This is a genomic window from Nocardia sp. NPDC047654, assembly GCF_043205035.1.
In the GTDB taxonomy this organism is placed as follows: domain Bacteria; phylum Actinomycetota; class Actinomycetes; order Mycobacteriales; family Mycobacteriaceae; genus Nocardia.
The window spans coordinates 391,720-408,787 of the sequence record NZ_JBIDDF010000002.1; the positions used below are offsets into that span (position 1 = coordinate 391,720).

Below are 17,068 nucleotides of genomic sequence, written 5' to 3' on the forward strand. Positions count from 1 at the left end.
AATCCTGCCCATGGCCATCACCGCGCGGCCGGCACGCACCGGCTGGTTCACGTCGACCAGATCGAACAATGGCAACCAATGCGTCGAGGTCAGGTTCGATGGTGATGCGGTGCTCATCCGTGACAGCAAATATCGCCGCGACCCGGCGAACCGCCCCGGCGACGAGCCCGTCATCACCGTGACCGCGGCCGAGTGGACCGCTTTCCTCGACGCCGTGCGCACCCGCGGGCGATCGAACGGCGAACTGCGCGCGCACCCTGTCGCCGACGGTCACACCGCACTGCGTCACGGCGGAATCACCCTCACCTACACCCCTGAGGAGTGGGACGCCTTCCTGCTCGGCGCACACGACGGCGAATTCGATCGCATCATCGTGCCCGCCTGATCTCCCCTGCTCGCCACCCCCCGGGCACGCCGTGCCCGGGGGCCGACTCACGCTCTTGTCGGCATACTGGACACCGTGACTTCCGAACTGACCCGTCCTTCCGGTATCGACCTGTCCCACCTCGACGAGGACGTGCGGGTGCAGGACGATTTGTTCGCGCACGTCAACGGCAAATGGCTGGCCGACTATCAGATCCCCGCCGACCGGGCGGTGGACGGCGCCTTCCGCGCGCTGTACGACCAGGCGGAGCTGGACGTGCAGGCAATCATCCAGAACGCCGCGGCCGCCGACGCCGAGCCGGGCAGCGAAGCCCGCAAGATCGGTGACCTGTACTCCAGCTTCATGAACACCGACGCGGTGGCCGCCGCCGGGCTCGCGCCGATCGCGGCCGAGCTCGCGGCGATCGCCGAGGTCGGCGACAAGGGGACTTTCGCGTCGCTGCTCGGCCGGTTGCAGCGCACCGGCGTCGGGGGCGCCGTCGGCGTTTTCATCGACACCGATGACAAGGACTCCAACCGCTATCTGGCGCACGCCACCCAGTCCGGCATCGGCCTGCCCGACGAGTCGTACTACCGGCAGGACGAGTTCGCCGAGATCCGCGCGAAGTACATCGCGCACATCAACCGCATGTTCGCCCTGGCCGCCGCCGACCCGCAGGTCGCCGGGCTGCTGCCGGAGGACCTCGGCGCCGTCGGAGAACGCGTCTTCGAGCTGGAGCGGAAACTGGCCGCCGGGCACTGGGACGTGGTGCGCCGCCGGGACGCCGAACTCAGATACAACCTGACCACCTTCGACGCGCTGGTCGCCGAAAATCCCGAGTTCGATTGGGCCGCTTGGACTTCCGCGCTGGCCGAAGGCGCGGACGCGGCCGGCCCCGAGCTGTTCGCCGAGTCGGTGGTGCATCAGCCGGATTATCTGCGTACGTTCGCGCGGCTGTGGGCCGACGAGCCGCTCGCGGACTGGCAGGCATGGGCGGCATGGCGAGTGCTCCGCGCGCGGGCGCCGTATCTGACCGACGAGGTGGTCGAGGAGAACTTCGACTTCTACGGCCGCACGCTCACCGGCGCCGAGGAGAACCGGGAACGCTGGAAGCGCGGGGTCGCGCTGGTGCAAAGTCTGCTCGGTGAGGCGGTCGGCAAACTGTATGTGGCCGAGCATTTCCCGCCCGAAGCCAAAGCGCGCATGGTCGGACTGGTGGCCAACTTGCAGGAGGCCTATCGCCGCAATATCGCCGAGCTGGAGTGGATGGGCGAGGGCACCAGGCTCGCCGCGCTGGCGAAGCTGGAGAAGTTCACCCCGAAGATCGGCTACCCGGACAAGTGGCGGGACTACTCGGGCGTGGTGATCGACCCGGCCGATCTGGTGGGCAACTACCGCAGAGGCTATGCGGCCGAACACGATCGGGATCTGCAGAAGCTCGGCGGTCCGGTCGACCGGGACGAGTGGTTCATGACCCCGCAGACGGTGAACGCCTACTACAACCCCGGCATGAACGAGATCGTCTTCCCGGCCGCCATCCTCCAACCGCCGTTCTTCGACATGAACGCCGACGACGCGGCCAACTACGGCGGTATCGGCGCGGTGATCGGCCACGAGATCGGGCACGGCTTCGACGACCAGGGTTCGAAGTACGACGGTGACGGCAACATGGTGGACTGGTGGACCGACGAGGACCACGCCGAATTCGGCAAGCGGACAAGGGCACTGATCGATCAGTACGACGTGCTTTCCCCGAAGGACCTGCCGGACGAGCACACGGTGAACGGCCGGTTCACCATCGGCGAGAACATCGGCGACCTCGGCGGCCTCTCCATCGCGCTGGAGGCGTACAAGATCTCGCTGGGCGGCGCCCCCGCACCGGAGATCGATGGGCTCACCGGCCTGCAACGGGTGTTCTTCGGCTGGGCGCAAGTGTGGCGCACGAAAGCCCGTGCGGAGGAAGCCGTCCGCAGGCTCGCCACCGATCCGCACTCCCCGGCGGAGTTCCGCTGCAACGCGGTCGTGCGCAACATCGACAGCTTCCACGAGGCGTTCGACCTGAAACCCGGTGATGCGCTCTACTTGGATCCCGCTGAGCGTGTGAAGATCTGGTGATTCGCCGAGCCGGGGCGGTCGCGAGCGGCCGTCTCGGCTCGGACGGTCGTGTGCCGCGGGACAACCGGTCACCGAGTCGCACCTGAAAGCGGCGGTCGACTCTCGCGACCACTGTCCGAATACAGCGAAAGCCGAACATCACGATCGACTACTGCGATGATTCGATCGTAATGTTCGGCTTCGCGCCGATCCGGGGTTACCGAATCGTCAGTTCCAGTCGCCCAGGCCGTCGCTCGCGCTGAGCGTGCCGCCCTGGGTGTTCTGCACGACGACCGGGTCGCCGCGGCGCGCGTTCTCGAAGAACCACTTGGCGTCCTCGGTGCTGACGTTCAGGCAGCCGTGGCTGGCGTTGGACACGCCCTGCTGCGCGACCGACCAGGGAGCCGCGTGCACGAAGATGCCGCTGTTGGAGATGCGGGTGGCGTACTCGACCTCGAGCTTGTAGCCCTCCGGGTCGGTGACCGGCACGCCGTAGGTCGACGAGTCCATGGTCATCTTGCGCAGCTGCTCGCCCACGATGTAGGTGCCGTTCGGCGTCTCGTGCTTGGGCTTGCCCATCGAGGTGGGCATCTCCTTCACCACCTCGCCGTTGCGGGTGATGGTGATGGTGTGGGTCTCGTCGTCGGCGGTGGTCACGAAGGCGTCGCCGATGCGGAAGGAGCTGGTGGTGCCGCCCGCCTGGACCTGCACGTCGGTGTTGTCCGGCCAGAACTCGTCCGGACGCCAGCGCACCTGCTTGTCACCGCGCCAGTAGAAGTGGCCGGGGGCGGCCTTCGACGAGGTGATCTGGATGGCCTTCTCGGCGGTGGCGTGGTCGGTCACCGGCTCCTTGAAGGTGATGATGATCGGCTGCGCGACGCCGACGACCTCGCCGTCGGCGATGTTGATCGAGGGCGGGGCGAAGTTCGCCTGCGGCGCGGGCTCGGTGGCCGCGGCGGCCGATCCGGTGCCGAGACCCGGGATCGGTTCGGCGTGAGCAGGCGCGACGAGCAGAACACCGGCCGCCGCGATCGCGGCGGACAGCAGGGCGCCCTCACGCATCCGGCGGGTCAGCCGCGCTCCCTTGCGGCGAGCAGGCAACGATCCGGTGTGCAAAGCGACATGCATAGGTTTCTCGTCCATTCCATCTCTCGCGCGCACGCGGAAGCGCGCGTGGCGAGATCTTTCATTTCAGCGCGGAGCCAGAAGAGCGCCCCACTGGTATCGACGGCCCGACCCGTCGTCCATTCCTACCGTCCCGGCGCGCCCCCTAGCCACCGGCGTTTCAGAGTGATACAGCAACCGTGCTCGTTGTGGTCCCGGTCACAATCACTTCCTTTGGGTATCGGTGCGGGCAAACCTCCCGGTCACAACGGAACGGACAGCATCGGCGCGGAGCCGACGAGTGCGTGAAAGTTGGTTCACCGCAAACCAGTTAGTGACCAAGCTCACTGATCACCTCGAACGAAATCGGGCGATGCGGACCGGTCGCGATGTTGTGCGGAACCGAGCGCGGGACGCCTCTGCGCGCATATCGTGGGGGCAGCCGCAGGCTTACCCGCCCGAGGATGGTGGCCAGCGCGATCCGCAACTCGTAGTCCGCGAGGGCCGCGCCGACGCAGCGCCGGTGGCCGCCGCCGAACGGGGCGAACTCGTACGGCCGGTAGCGGCGCTCGGTGAAGCGACCTGGGTCGAAGCGCCGCGGGTCCGGCCACACCTCTGGATCGGAGTGCAGCAACGGCACCGCGATCCCTACGGTGTCTCCGGAGGCGAGCGCCACTCCGCGCAGCGCGAAAGGCTCGATCAGGCGACGCAGGACGATCGGAACCGGCGGGTGCAACCGCAGCGTCTCCTGGCAGACGGCATCCAGGTAAGGCAGTGCGGCCAGCTCCGCCGGGCTCGCCTCCGGGCCCGCGTCGCGCAGCTCCCGCCGCAGCCGCGCCAAGACCTCCGGCGCGCGGTGCAGCCGGAACAGCGCCCAGACCAGGGTTGTCGCGGTGGTCTCGTGCCCGGCCACCAGCAAGGTGCGTACCTGCTCGCAGAGCTCGTCATCCGCGGCGGCGTCCGGGTATGCGGATAGCAGCACGTCGAGCACGTCGCCGGGCTGTGCGGCGACGTGCCCGCGCCTGCGTGCGATGTCGGACCTGATCAATCGATCCAGTCGTTCGCGCGCGGCGCGAAACCGGTCCCAGGGTCCGTGCCCGCCCAATCCGTGCCGCAGCGCGGGGACCAGGAGCAACGGCCCGGAGAACGCGGTGAGGAATTCCGTCACCGCGGTGGAGTACGCCGCTTGCCGCCGCGGGTCGCACACGCCGAACACCGCCGTGGTGATCACCCGAAGTGTGAGCGCCCGCGCCGCCGCCCGCGCGTCGACCCGCGCGCCCGCCGCCCACACCTGACCGCTCTCCCCGGCCATCTCGCGCAAGGTGGCTTCCCGGATGAGCGCGCCGTAGTCCCGTATCCGTGCGCTGTGGAAGGCGGGGGCGAGCAGCGCGCGGTCGCGGCGGTGGCGCGGCCCCGAGGCCAGGATCAGCGACGCGCCGCCGACCATCGGTTCGATCGGGTTCGGCCGCGGTGGCTCGGAGAAATCCGCCGGCGAGCGAAAGATCTCCTGGGCGCTGACGGCCGTCCCGGTGAACAGCACGGCGCCGAATCCCGGAAAACGGACATAGAACGGATCGCCTTCGCGCGCTCTGCGCCACCGGAAGTACCGGTCGAAATCGATCCCCGCGGCCACGGCGTGCAGTGCGGTCGAGCGCGGCACACGCGGTCCGGCGCGGTGGTCACCCATATCGGCTCGACGCATGCGCACATTCATACCGAGAACTACGAAGCCGCCGCCGGAGCGGTTCGACGCTAACCCGGGGCCTGCTTGTGCTTGCGCACCGTGGTCTGCGCCGTCGCGGCCAGCCGCGCGAGCCTGGCGTCGCCGAGTGCGGTCACCATGCTGCCGAGTCCGTTGGTCACGAACGCGATCGACATGCCGAGATCCGGGTCCGCGTACGCGCCGGAGCCGCCCACGCCGTAGTGGCCGAACGCATGTCGCGGCTGCTGCTTGGACATCAACACCGGGCGGTGATAGCCGAGCGTGAAGGTGATCGGCAGACCGAGCACGTAATCGCGGCTGTGGGCCGACTGCGCCCGGCCGATCGTCGCGATCGTCTCCGGCGCCAGGAACCGCACGACCTGCTGCGAGTGGCCGGCGTAGACCACTCCGCCGTTGGCCAGCGCGCCGTACATTCGCGCCAGTGCGCGCGCCGAGAAGACGCCGTTCCAGCCCGGCATCACCGCGTCGTGCACCCGGGGGTCGCGGACCAGCTCGTCGAAACTCTCCGGCATGCCCGCCTCGGCGAGCCCGCGCACCGGCCGCACCCAGGACAGCACCGAGGAGGCGGTGTTCCAGCGGATGCCCGGCGGCCCGAGGGGTCGGAAGATCTTGGCGATCCGGTGTCGCTCGGATTCCGGGACGCGGAACCAGTACTCGTCCAACCCGAGCGGCTCGGCGATCTCGGTGCGCAACACCTCGGTGAACGGTGTGCCCGTCGCCCGCTGCACGAGTTCGGCGACCAGCCAGCCGAAGGTAATCGCGTGGTAGCCGGAGGTGCGGATGCGCCGGGGGTCCGGCGGGCTGTCGGCCAGCGCCCGGACCACGGCGTCGTAGTTCAGGATGCCTTCGCGGCCTGGCACCAGGCCGCGCACCCGGTGCAAGCCGGCGCGGTGACAGAGCACGTCGCGAACCGTGATGTCGTCTTTGCCGTGCGCGGCGAACTCCGGCCAGTACTCGGCCACCGGGATGTCGTAGCCGATCAGACCCCGTTCGGCCAGGCGGTGGACGACGGTCGAGGCGACGCCCTTACCGGTGGAGAAGGTCAGCGCGACGGTATCGCCGTTCCAGCGCCGCTCCTTGTCCGCCCAGCCGGCCCAGATGTCGACCACGGGCCTGCCGTCGAGGTAGACCGCCAGTGCACCGCCGCCGCGCGCGGGTTGGGCGAACAGGCCGAAGAATTGATCGGCCAGCCGGATGAAACGCGGGTCGACCAGCATCTCGCGCGGTGCCGCCAGCTTGTCGCGGGCCGAATCGGCGGGCTCGAAGTCGTCCGCCGCCATTGCCGAAACCATGGGGTCACCTCCTGACCGCCGTTATCCGGGCTGGTCAACCAGGGTAACCCGTTCAGTGGGTCTGCCAGAGTCCAAAAGGGGTGGCAAGGCACGCGCCGCCGCTGTCGGCGTTCCACGCGAAGGCCGCGACGCCCAGACAAACGACCGACTGTTCGGCGGTTTCCACCCCCGCTCGCGATCCTTCGAGTGCGATGGAGATCGCGAACGTCCGTGCCGCCGGGTCGTCGTTGGTCGAGGTGACCGCGACCGCGTCCGGGCCGAGGCCGACCGCGACCGGAACTCCGCCCGCGCCTTCGCTGGCACCGACGCCGCCCGCCGCACCGATGCCGATGGCCGTGGCGCCGAGGGTCGCGTTGGCGTAGCCGACCCCATCGATCCCGCTGGCCCTGGCCGAGCCGTAACTATCGGTCGCCGCGCGGCACGCCGTCTCCCCGTCGATGACGGTGATGTCGGTCCCGTGGTCCGACCGGCAGTGCACGTCGGCAGCGGCCGCCACCCCCGGAACGACGAGGGAGCCTCCGATCGCGGCGGTCGAACACACGATTGCGCTGATCAGCTTCACCCGGGGACTCCTCTCGGACCAGAAATCCCACCATACCCAGACTTGTTGCCAGCGGTTCGTTTCCGCCTTCGGCTCGACGTGCGCTCGGTCCATGGTGTATTCATGGCGTGGTATTTCAAGCACAGCCAAGGCAACTTCGGATCACGGGGGCGTGAGTTCGCCGGCGTTACAGCTCGGGAGGACTGTACGTGTCTCGTCAACTGACCTGGGGGCGTCTCGCCTTCGCCGGATTCGCCATCGCGGCGGGATTGTCGCTGGTCGGCTGTAGTTCCACGATCAGCGGTACCGCCCAGCCTGCCGTGGACAACGGGACGATCGACGCGGTGTCGGTGACCAGCACGCCGAAACCGTCGTCGGGCAAGCCCACTCCGAGCACCGGCAAGCCGACGACGAGCAAGCCGAGCGGCAATACCGACTTCGACGCGAACGTCAACGACTGCGTGAAACTCGGCGGCACCACCACCAACGCCACCATCGAGAAGGCGTCGTGCGGCAGCCGTGAGTCGAACTACAAGGTGATCGACAAGAAGGCGAAGAGCTCGCAGTGCAGCAGCGACGCCGACAACTACTACGCCGAGACCATCAATGGCATCGAGCAGGGTGCGCTGTGCCTGGACATCGACTGGGTGGTCGGCGGCTGCATGGACGTCGGTGGTGACGATCCCAAGCGCATCGACTGCACCGGCTCGTCGCCGTCGAAGGGCGTGAAGGTGGTCAAGATCCAGCAGGGCGCCGATGACGTCAGCGTCTGCGGCAGCGGCACCGGGTACGTCTACGACAAGCGCCGCTTCGTCGTCTGCGTCCAGGAACTCTGACCGGGACTTCCCACCGCCTGCGGGCCGCTAGGTTGGGTTGGTGAGCACCACCGAGCTACCGCGGCTGCGATCCGGCACGGGTCGCTGGATTCTGCTGGCCACCATCCTCGGCTCGTCGGTCGCCTCGCTCGACGCGACGGTCGTGAACATCGCGCTGCCGCGGATCGGCGAATCGCTGGATACCGATGTCGCCGGGCTGCAGTGGACGTTGAACGGGTACACCCTGACCCTCGCCTCGTTCATCCTGCTCGGCGGCTCGCTCGGCGACAAGCTCGGTCGGCGCCGGGTCTTCGTGTGGGGAACCGTGGCGTTCGCGCTTGCGTCGGTGTTGTGCGGCGTCGCGACGACCATCGAGATGCTGGTCGCGGCCCGGATCCTGCAGGGTGTCGCGGGCGCGATGCTCACACCGGGCAGCCTGGCGCTGATCTCCTCGTCCATCGATCGGCGCGATCAAGGCGCGGCGATCGGCCTGTGGTCCGGTTTCGGCGGCGTGGCAGGCGCGCTCGGGCCGTTCCTCGGCGGCTGGCTCATCGAGGTCGCGGGCTGGCGGTCCATCTTCTTCCTCAACGTCCCGCTGACCCTGGTCGTCGTCCTGGTCGCGCTGCGGCACGTGCCCGAGAGCCGCGATCCCGACGCCGCCGCCGAACTCGACGTGCCCGGCGCACTGGTGGTGGCCCTGGCGCTCGGTGCGTTGACCCTCGGACTGATCGACACCATGCCTTCGCTCATCGTGGCCGGTGTCGTGCTGCTCGGGGCCTTCGTCCTGATCGAGCTGCGCAGCGATCATCCACTGGTGCCGCCCGCCCTGTTCGGCTCGCGGGTGTTCACCGCGGCGAATCTCGTGACGCTCGCGGTCTACGCCGCCCTCGGTGGCGTGTTCTTCCTGCTGGTGCTGGAACTGCAACTGGTGGCCGGATACTCGCCGCTGATGTCCGGCGTCGCGACCGTGCCGGTCACCGTGATCATGCTGGCGCTCTCGGCCCCCGCCGGACGTTGGGCGCAAGTGCACGGGCCGCGCATCCCGATGACCGCCGGACCGCTGCTGGCGGCGGCGGGTCTGGTGCTTCTGCTGCGCATCGGACCCGAGACCAGGTACTTCGTCGATGTGCTTCCGGGCGTCCTCGTGTTCGGGCTGGGGCTCGCGGTGCTGGTCGCGCCGCTGACCGGCGCGGTGCTGGGCGCGGTGCCCGCGAGCGAGGCCGGCATCGCCTCGGGGGTGAACAACGCCGTCGCGCGCACCGCGCAGCTGCTCGCGGTGGCGGCGCTGCCCGGGGTCGCGGGCATCTCGGGTGCGCTGGGTGATCCGGCCGCCTTCGACGACGGCTTCGCCACCGCGATGTGGCTGTGTGCCGGGCTGCTGGTGACCGGCGCGGTGCTCGCCGCCGTGCTGTTGCGTCCTGAGCGGCACGCGCCCGCGTTGGACAGCGTCGACTGCATGCCGCAGTGCGCTGTCGCGGGTCCGGCGGTGGCGCCGGCTCCGAGCGAAAAATAAGCGGCCCGAACGGATCGCTCCGCTCGGGCCGCAAGTCGAAAGTGTGGTCCGCTCAGATCGGGACGTAACCCGTGCCGACGCCGCCGCGTGCGTTGATGTCGGCCACGATGGCGCTCATGTTGGTACCGACCTCAGGACCGAAGCACGCCAGGGCCAGATAGGCGTTCACCATGCCCACCAGCGTCGTCCCGACGACCACCGGCGCACCGGAGTCGCCTTCCACCACGCACATCTGGCTCCAGGTCTCGACGTTCGTCCGGAAGACGTCACCCCAGGCGATACCACAGGTGTTGCCGGTGGTGCGCCCTTCCTTGCACACGATCTGCGGGAAGTTGGCCGGTGCGCCCAGCCCGGTGATGGTGACATTGCCGATCCGGTTCACCGGGGTGATCTTGCCCGGATCGAACTGGATGACGGCGTAGTCCAGGTCGTGGTTGGAGTAGGCGAACCGGCCGATCACGCCCGCCTCGCGATCGGCTTCGGCGTAGACCTGCGCGCCCGGGTCGCCGCAGTGGCCCGCGGTCAAGCCGACCAGACGTCCCGCGTTGTCATGGCCGACAGTCGTGACCGTGCACTCGAACTGGTTGTCGATGATGATGCCGGATCCACCGCCCAACACCGGCGGGCCCGTTTGGGCGTTCGCGGCCCCTGTGCCCGTGCCGAGCAGCGCCGCGCCCAGGGCGACGGCGAAGGCGGCGTTGGCCACCTTGGCGAGTTTGCTGAACATGTCCCTCCAGACGTCGGAAGCCCGCACGATATCAATCTGTCGCACCCATCGTGTCAGTAAACGATCTCGGGCGCGTCACCACTACGGGGTTGTCCCCACTGCTCCGCACTTCAACCCTGTTTCGTACAACTGAGATGGAATGTATCTTACGCGCCTAATAGCATTCGGCTATCACAATTGTGAAAAGCCTGTCGCCGTTAGTGTCCGAGTGATAGTAAGGAGCTGTTGTGTTGGTCTCCGGAAACAAATCTGATTTTCGATGAGAATTATCCAAAGAAATTCGCCGAATCGCCGTTGCGGATCCCGGATTCGTGCAGTTGGGCTGTAGCTTGTGCCAGAGCTCGGGCCGCCGTCTTTGGGTTCGTTCCCAATGTTCCACGGCTTAACCTTTGCTTTCCGGCAGCGGTGAGCGACATCTATGACAGCGATCACAAGGGGATGGTGTGTTCTGCACTACTCCGTAGTAAGGTGCGTCAAGCAAACGAGTCGCCGGGGCAGCCAACCGGCGTCGAGGAGGATTAGCCAGTGCAGTCGACCGAGAGTCCACCATCAGGGTCACGGTTCAGTGGTGCGGCCGATTGGACGAGGTCTTACTGGCAGGATCATCCGAAGCGTTCGCTGGAGACCTTCGGCAGGCAGATCACGATGGGCTTCGCGGCTGTCGCCGAACTGTTCGTCTCGATTTTCCGCAGGCGCTTCCCCTTCGCCGAGTTCGTCCGGCAGTGCGCGTTCATGGCCAGCGTCTCGGCGGCGCCGACGCTGCTTGTCGCCATCCCGATCGGCGTCATCGTCTCCATCCAGGTCGGATCGGTCGCCGGCCAGGTCGGCGCCACCTCGTTCATCGGCGCGGCCAACGGCCTCGGCATCATCCAGCAGGGCGCGCCGCTGGTCACCTCGCTGATGATCGCGGGCGCCGTCGGCTCCGCGGTCTGCGCCGATCTCGGCTCGCGCACCATCCGCGAGGAGATCGACGCCATGAAGGTCATGGGCGTCGACCCCCTGCGCAGGCTGGTCGCTCCGCGGCTCGGCGCGGCGATGCTGGTGAGCGTGCTGCTGTGCGGCTTCGTCGTCTTCGTGGGATTCCTGACCGGCTACATCTTCAATATATTCGCGCAGAACGGCACGCCGGGCTCCTATGTCGGCACCTTCTCGTCGTTCGCCGTTACCACCGATCTTCTTGTCGCGCTGGTGAAATCGCTGATTTTCGGTCTGCTGGCGGCAATCATCGCCTGCGATACCGGATTGAACACCCGCGGTGGTCCCGGCGGTGTCGCGAACTCGGTGAATTCCGCGGTGGTGGGCTCCACCATCATGCTGTTCGGGGTGAACCTCATCATCACCCAGGTTTACAACGCACTATTCCCGTCACAGGTGGTCTGAGCCGGTGTCATCAACCTATGTACCGCCGCTGCTGCGGCCTCTCCAGACGATCCGGAAATCGGCCCAGGCGCCGGTCGATTGGCTCGCCAGGCTCGGCCACCAGGTGTTCTTCCTGTTGCGCTCGATCGGCTCGATTCCGCTGGCGCTCAAGCACTACCCCAAGGAAGTGTGGCGCCTGCTCTCCGACGTCACCTGGGGCAACGGCAATCTCGTCGTCGGCGGCGGCACCATCGGCGTCGTCGTCATTCTGAGCGCCTTCGGCGGCATGACCGTCGGTATCCAGGGCTACAACTCGCTGAACCTGCTCGGTCTGAGCCCGATCACCGGCGCGATCTCGGCGTTCGCCACGACTCGCGAACTCGGCCCGCTGCTCGCGACGCTGGCCTTCGCCGCTCAGGCGGGTTGCCGGTTCACCGCGCAGCTAGGCGCCATGCGCATCTCCGAGGAGATCGACGCGCTGGAGTCCATCGCCATCCGGCCGCTGCCCTACCTGATCAGCACCAGGATGTTCGCGGCGATGATCGCCATCATCCCGCTCTACTGCCTGGGCCTCACGATGGCCTACATCTCCTGCTCGCTGACCGTGCAGCTGATCGGCGGTACCGCCGTGGGCACCTACCAGCACTACTTCTATCAGTTCCTCGTCCCGGTCGACGTCGTCTATTCGCTGATCAAGGCGATCCTGTTCGTCGCGATCACCACGTTCATCCAGTGCTACTACGGCTTCTTCGCCTCCGGTGGCCCCGAGGGCGTCGGCGTGGCCGCGGGCCGCGCGATCAAGATGTGCATCATCGCGGTCGTTTTCGCGAACCTGTTCATGACATTGGCGATCTGGGGCGTCAACCCCGGCATCCGGATCTCGGGGTAGACACCAGATGATCATCGATCCCAGTGGGCGCGGGCCCACGATGCGGCAGCTGTTCATCGCGGGCGTCTGCGGTCTGGTCGTGTTCGCGCTGGTGCTCAGCTTCCTGATGCTGCGCTACAAAGGGTTCTTCCAGGAGAAGGTCAACGTCACCGCGAACCTGACCACCACGGGTGACGGTCTGCCCGAGCAGGCCGACGTCAAGTTCCGCGGCGTGCTCGTCGGCGCGGTGAAGACCGTCGACGTCGCGGCCAAGGGCGAACTGCAGAAGGTCCGGATCGAGATGAAGCCGGAGTTCGCCGACGACATCCCGGCCAACGTGACCGCTCGCGTGGTGCCGAGCAATCTGTTCGCCGTCACCTCCGTCGAACTCGTCTTCAACGGCCCCGCCGACCAGTACCTGCACGAGGGTTCGGTCATCGAGGAAGACCGCAGCAAGGGCACCATCGCGTTGCAGGACACGCTCACCACGGTCCGCAACATCCTCGACAAGATCGATCCGGTGCAGTTCGGCCGGGTGCTGGGCACCCTGTCGCAGGCGCTGGACGGCAGCGGCCGGGTGCCCGGCTCCACCGTCGAGCGGCTGGACCGTTGGCTGCTGGCCGTGGACGAGTCGATTCCCGATCTCGGTGTGCTGCTGGGTGACTTCTCCGCCTCGTTCAACGCGCTCAACCAGTCCGCACCCGAGCTGGTCGACGTGCTCGGCACCTCGGTGCAGACCGCGCGCACCATCGCCGACCGCCGCGGCGAGCTGGTCGCGTTGATCACCGGTACCTCGGGCACCATCGACACGGTCAACGACCTGTTCGCACGTAACCCGAACGTGGGCATCGAGGTCACCGCGGGCACGAACGACATGTTCGGCGCACTCGCCGCGGACCCGGACGCGATCACCAGGAGCCTGCTGAACCTCAGCGAGACCATGCGCCGGATGGACACCACGTTCAAGTGGGGCCCGCAGAAGCAGCAGGTCTGGGACGCGGGCATCACCCTCACGCCGTACCGGCCCTACACCGTGGCCGACTGCCCGCGCTACGGCGACATGGTCGGGCCGAGCTGCTTCACCGCTCCCGCCGTCGCCGACGTCGGCGAGCTGCCGGAACAGCTGAAGCCGCGCGCGCTCGCCTCGGCCGCCGGGCTTCCCCCGGTCGTGCCGATGCCCGGCCTGCCGCTGATTCCCGGCGTCACCACACCGGACCCGAACCGCGCCACCGCGGCCGCTCCCACCGGCGGTGCACCCGCTCCGTTCGCGGGCACTCCGCTCGAAGGCCTGTTCCCGATGCTGCCGCCCGGTCTGCTCCCGCCTGCCGCGGCTCCGGCGCCCGTCGCGCCGGCCGCCGCCCCGGAAGGCACCCCGTCGGCGGCGCCGATCTCCTACCGGGGTGACTCGGCGATCCCCGCGCTGCTCGGCCGCAAGCCGACCACCGCCGAATATCTGCTGCTGAGCTCGATTCTGAAGGGCGGAACCATGCAGGTGTCCGACAACGGTGCCGGACGATGAGCATTCGCAAGCCGCTCATCGGCTTCACCATCTTCGCCATCGTGTCGATTCTGGTCACGGTGGTGGTGTGGAACACGCTGGCGCGCATCGTCAACGGGGACACCTACACCTACTCCGCGACGTTCTCCGACGTGCTCGGTTTGCACGAGGGCGACGACGTCCGCATGGCGGGCGTGCGGGTGGGCAAGGTCGAGAAGATCGAGCGGGGCCGCGACGCGAATCTGAAGAAGTCGGTCGCGAAGGTCACCTTCGTCGTGCAGCGCGACCAGACGATCTACAACGACACCAAAGCGCTGGTCCGCTACCAGAACCTGATCGGTCAGCGGTACGTGGCCCTGGCTCCCGGCAAGGCGTCGAGCCCGGCGCCGTTGAAGAACAACGGTTCCATCCCGATCGATCGGACCGAGCCGTCGTTCGATGTGTCCGGTCTGCTCAACGGATTCCAGCCACTGTTCCAGGTGTTGCAGCCCGAGCAGGTCAACCGGTTGTCGGAGACCTTCATCCAGGCATTGCAGGGCGACGGCGTCTCGTTGAGCGCGTTCATCGTGCAGGCCGCCCAGCTGGCCACCGACTTCCAGCGCAGGGACGCGATCCTGTCCGATGTGATCACCAACCTGTCGGGCGTGATGTCGGGGTTGGCGAAACGAGGTGATGAATTGGAGACCCTGGTGACCCAGACCCGGGCCTTGATCGGCGGGCTGTACGAACAAGGGCAGTCGTTGCTCGGCTCGACCGAGCAGATCGCGACCGCGACCACGTCGCTGGTCGGCATGATGGACCGGATCCAGCCGAGCCTGCGCACCGCGCAGAACTCCACCAGCGCCGCGTTGACGCTGTTGCTGGACAACGGCGCCAAGCTCGATCAAGCGGCGATCGACCTGCCGAACGTCCTGTCCGCGGCGGGCAGGCACACCTCGGAGGGCGGTTACGCCAACGCCTACCTGTGCGGGCTGGACCTGTCGCTCTACGGTGTCCTCTTCCCCCGCGGTCTGTTCTCGCAGATCGGTGGCACCTCGCACTCGGCGGTGTGCCGCCCATGATGACGAAGCTCAGGTCCAGGTTCGAAAGCAACCGGTTCTTCTGGTTGGGCGTCATCGGCGGTGTCCTCATCGTGGTGCTGCTGGTGGTGTCCAGCGTCTACAAGCTTCTCGGCGTCGGCGAGCAGTCGATCAAGGCCGAGTTCGTGCAGGCCGCGGGTATCAGGGTCGGCGACAAGGTGAACATCGCGGGGGTGTCCTCCGGGTGGGTGGTCGACGCCGAACTCGAGGGCAGTCACGTGCTGCTCACGTTGAGCGTCAGCGACGACGTGAAACTCGGCCCGGACGCGCGCGCATCCATCAAGATGGCCACGCTGCTCGGCGCCAGGTACGTCGACCTCGAGCCGGGCGACGGTTCGGGCCTGAAGGGCAAGCGGATCCCGGTGTCCAACACCACGGTGCCGTACAACCTGGCCGACGTCGTGCAGGTCGGCACGCCGAAGTTCGAAGCGCTCGACACCAAGAAGCTGGCCGACTCGCTGAACCTGATCAACGAGCAGATGAACGGCTCGCCCCAGCTCACCGCGCAGGCACTGGACAGCGTCGGCGCGCTGGCCAAGGTGATCGACAGCCGCAAGGCCGAGGTGGACACCCTGCTGAAGGACTTGGACCGGGTTACCCGGATCCTCGGCGACAACCGCAACAGCATCCTGCTGGTGATCACCCAGGGTGAGGCCATCGCCAATCGGGTGATGGAGCGCCAGGCGCTGCTGCGCCAATTGCTGGACAACGTCGCCGCGCTGACCAAGCAGCTGGAGGCGATCGGCGCGGAGAACAACGATCAGCTCGGCCCGACCATCCAGCAGCTGAACACCATGGCCGAGGGCCTGCAGAAGAACAAGGACAACCTGGATCGGATGCTGTCGATCATGCCGCCGACCCTGCGCTACCTGGCGAACTCCTGGGGCGGCAGCGGTCCGTACGGCGATGTCGGCCTGCCGTGGCTGTTCCCGGACAACTGGTTGTGCTTCGCCCAAGTCATCGAGGGGTGCCAGGGATGAGATTCCGCACGGGCTTTCCGCTGAGGACCGTCGCGAAGGCGTTCATGATCAGCGCCGCCGCGCTCACGATCGGCAGCTGTTCGCTGCTGCCGAGTTCGGTGAACAACGCACTGGGCACCACCCTGCAGTTCACCGCGGACTTCGACAACATCGCGGGCATCTACGAGGGCAATCCGATCACGGTGCTCGGGCTCGACGTCGGCAAGGTCGACAAGATCGTGCCCAAAGGCACCCTGATCGAGGTGCACATGTCCATCGACAAGGACGTGAAGATCCCGAAGGACGCCATCGCCGCGATCATCTCGCCGTCCATCGTGACCGACCGGCACATCGAACTCACCCCGGTCTACACCGGCGGCGCGACCTTGGCCGACGGCGCGCACCTGCCCAAGGCCCGGACCAAGACGCCGGTCGAGCTGGACACGATGATCAAGACCATCGATCAGTTCGCCGCCGCGCTGAAGCCGGAGCCGGGTCAGGAGGGCATCGGCCCGCTGTCGGGCCGGGTGCTCTACCCGATGCTCAACGGCAACGGCGAGAAGATCCGTGACACCCTCAACGCGTTGTCCAGCGCGTTGAAGGTCGGTGTGGACAACAAGGACGCGATCTCCAGCATCATCATCAAGCTGAACGACCTCACCACCATGCTGGCCGAGAACGACCAGTCGGTGCGCGATTTCAGCAACCGGGTGACCCAGATGACCGGCCTGCTCGCCGATCAAGCGCCCGGTCTACAGGCCACGCTCGATCAACTCCTCGCCTTCCTGCGCAACACCAGCACCACGCTGACGCAGTACGAGAGCCAGTTGTCCGGCACGATGACCGGCCTGACCAACGTGACCCAGCAGTTGCGCGACAACGCCTACGGCCTCACCGAAGTCGCCGACCTGGCGCCGATGGTCATGCAGAACGTCGACAACATCATCAACCGCGAGCACGGGTACGTCCGGCTGCACGCGGTGATCGGCACCGCGCTGTCGGGTGAGATCGTCAGCCTGTTCTGCGAGCGCATCCAGATGAAGGCCGACGGCTGCCGTACCGGAAACATGCAGGACTTCGGACCCGACTACGGGCTCACCGCCGCACTGCTCGGACTGACGAAATGACGTAC

15 protein-coding genes are annotated in these 17,068 nt (G+C 67.3%); 10 read left to right on the plus strand and 5 right to left on the minus strand.

What is annotated here, in order from left to right; genetic code table 11:
- Nucleotides 1-10 precede the first annotated feature (10 nt).
- Nucleotides 11-385 (plus strand): DUF397 domain-containing protein, encoded by a 375-nt coding sequence (locus tag ACGF7Y_RS10200; protein ID WP_393231680.1) that lies wholly within the window; start codon nucleotides 11-13, stop codon nucleotides 383-385.
- Nucleotides 386-460: 75 nt separating this feature from the next.
- Entirely contained in the window at nucleotides 461-2,479 is a 2,019-nt protein-coding gene (locus ACGF7Y_RS10205; RefSeq protein ID WP_393231683.1) for a M13 family metallopeptidase, read from the plus strand.
- Nucleotides 2,480-2,686: 207 nt separating this feature from the next.
- Here the strand turns inward: ACGF7Y_RS10205 and ACGF7Y_RS10210 are convergent, their stop codons facing one another.
- The 4 genes from ACGF7Y_RS10210 to ACGF7Y_RS10225 all read right to left on the minus strand — a co-directional run bounded on the left by ACGF7Y_RS10210 (nucleotide 2,687) and on the right by ACGF7Y_RS10225 (nucleotide 7,139).
- Nucleotides 2,687-3,586, minus strand: coding sequence for an Ig-like domain-containing protein (locus ACGF7Y_RS10210; RefSeq protein ID WP_393231686.1), 900 nt, complete (start codon nucleotides 3,584-3,586; stop codon nucleotides 2,687-2,689).
- Nucleotides 3,587-3,893: 307 nt separating this feature from the next.
- Nucleotides 3,894-5,264, minus strand: coding sequence for a cytochrome P450 (locus ACGF7Y_RS10215; RefSeq protein WP_393231688.1), 1,371 nt, complete (start codon nucleotides 5,262-5,264; stop codon nucleotides 3,894-3,896).
- A gap of 50 nt (nucleotides 5,265-5,314) precedes the next feature.
- Nucleotides 5,315-6,502: a serine hydrolase domain-containing protein gene (locus ACGF7Y_RS10220; protein ID WP_393233113.1), complete on the minus strand. Its 1,188-nt coding sequence runs from the start codon at nucleotides 6,500-6,502 to the stop codon at nucleotides 5,315-5,317.
- Nucleotides 6,503-6,629: 127 nt separating this feature from the next.
- Nucleotides 6,630-7,139, minus strand: a complete 510-nt coding sequence (locus ACGF7Y_RS10225; protein ID WP_393231690.1) for a DUF6764 family protein — start codon at nucleotides 7,137-7,139, stop codon at nucleotides 6,630-6,632.
- Between the two features lie 188 nt (nucleotides 7,140-7,327).
- Between ACGF7Y_RS10225 and ACGF7Y_RS10230 the strand changes: the two genes are divergently transcribed.
- Both ACGF7Y_RS10230 and ACGF7Y_RS10235 read left to right on the plus strand, forming a co-directional pair.
- Entirely contained in the window at nucleotides 7,328-7,954 is a 627-nt protein-coding gene (locus tag ACGF7Y_RS10230) for a hypothetical protein (RefSeq protein WP_393231692.1), read from the plus strand.
- A 40-nt stretch (nucleotides 7,955-7,994) separates the two neighbouring features.
- Nucleotides 7,995-9,446, plus strand: a complete 1,452-nt coding sequence (locus ACGF7Y_RS10235) for an MFS transporter (RefSeq protein WP_393231695.1) — start codon at nucleotides 7,995-7,997, stop codon at nucleotides 9,444-9,446.
- A 52-nt stretch (nucleotides 9,447-9,498) separates the two neighbouring features.
- On the opposite strand, the gene ACGF7Y_RS10240 is transcribed toward ACGF7Y_RS10235, so the two are convergent.
- Entirely contained in the window at nucleotides 9,499-10,173 is a 675-nt protein-coding gene (locus ACGF7Y_RS10240) for a S1 family peptidase (protein WP_040871286.1), read from the minus strand.
- Between the two features lie 525 nt (nucleotides 10,174-10,698).
- On the opposite strand from ACGF7Y_RS10240, the gene ACGF7Y_RS10245 reads away from it, so the two are divergent.
- The 6 genes from ACGF7Y_RS10245 to ACGF7Y_RS10270 are packed head-to-tail and all read left to right on the plus strand — an operon-like array spanning nucleotide 10,699 to nucleotide 17,063.
- Complete coding sequence (locus tag ACGF7Y_RS10245; RefSeq protein ID WP_062966837.1) at nucleotides 10,699-11,553, plus strand: ABC transporter permease; 855 nt, start codon at nucleotides 10,699-10,701, stop codon at nucleotides 11,551-11,553.
- A 4-nt stretch (nucleotides 11,554-11,557) separates the two neighbouring features.
- A complete protein-coding gene (locus ACGF7Y_RS10250) occupies nucleotides 11,558-12,421 on the plus strand; it encodes an ABC transporter permease (protein WP_393231698.1) in 864 nt (287 codons plus the stop codon).
- Between the two features lie 7 nt (nucleotides 12,422-12,428).
- Complete coding sequence (locus ACGF7Y_RS10255) at nucleotides 12,429-13,919, plus strand: MlaD family protein (RefSeq protein ID WP_393231701.1); 1,491 nt, start codon at nucleotides 12,429-12,431, stop codon at nucleotides 13,917-13,919.
- On the plus strand, nucleotides 13,916-14,959 hold the full coding sequence (locus ACGF7Y_RS10260; protein ID WP_357041091.1) for an MCE family protein: 1,044 nt from the start codon (nucleotides 13,916-13,918) through the stop codon (nucleotides 14,957-14,959). Before ACGF7Y_RS10255 ends, ACGF7Y_RS10260 begins: the two co-directional genes overlap by 4 nt.
- Complete coding sequence (locus tag ACGF7Y_RS10265; RefSeq protein WP_393231704.1) at nucleotides 14,956-15,957, plus strand: MCE family protein; 1,002 nt, start codon at nucleotides 14,956-14,958, stop codon at nucleotides 15,955-15,957. The genes ACGF7Y_RS10260 and ACGF7Y_RS10265 overlap by 4 nt, the downstream gene beginning before the upstream one ends.
- Nucleotides 15,954-17,063 carry an MlaD family protein gene (locus tag ACGF7Y_RS10270; RefSeq protein ID WP_357041097.1) on the plus strand — a complete coding sequence of 370 codons (1,110 nt, stop codon included), beginning with the start codon at nucleotides 15,954-15,956 and terminating at the stop codon, nucleotides 17,061-17,063. Before ACGF7Y_RS10265 ends, ACGF7Y_RS10270 begins: the two co-directional genes overlap by 4 nt.
- Nucleotides 17,064-17,068 lie beyond the last annotated feature (5 nt).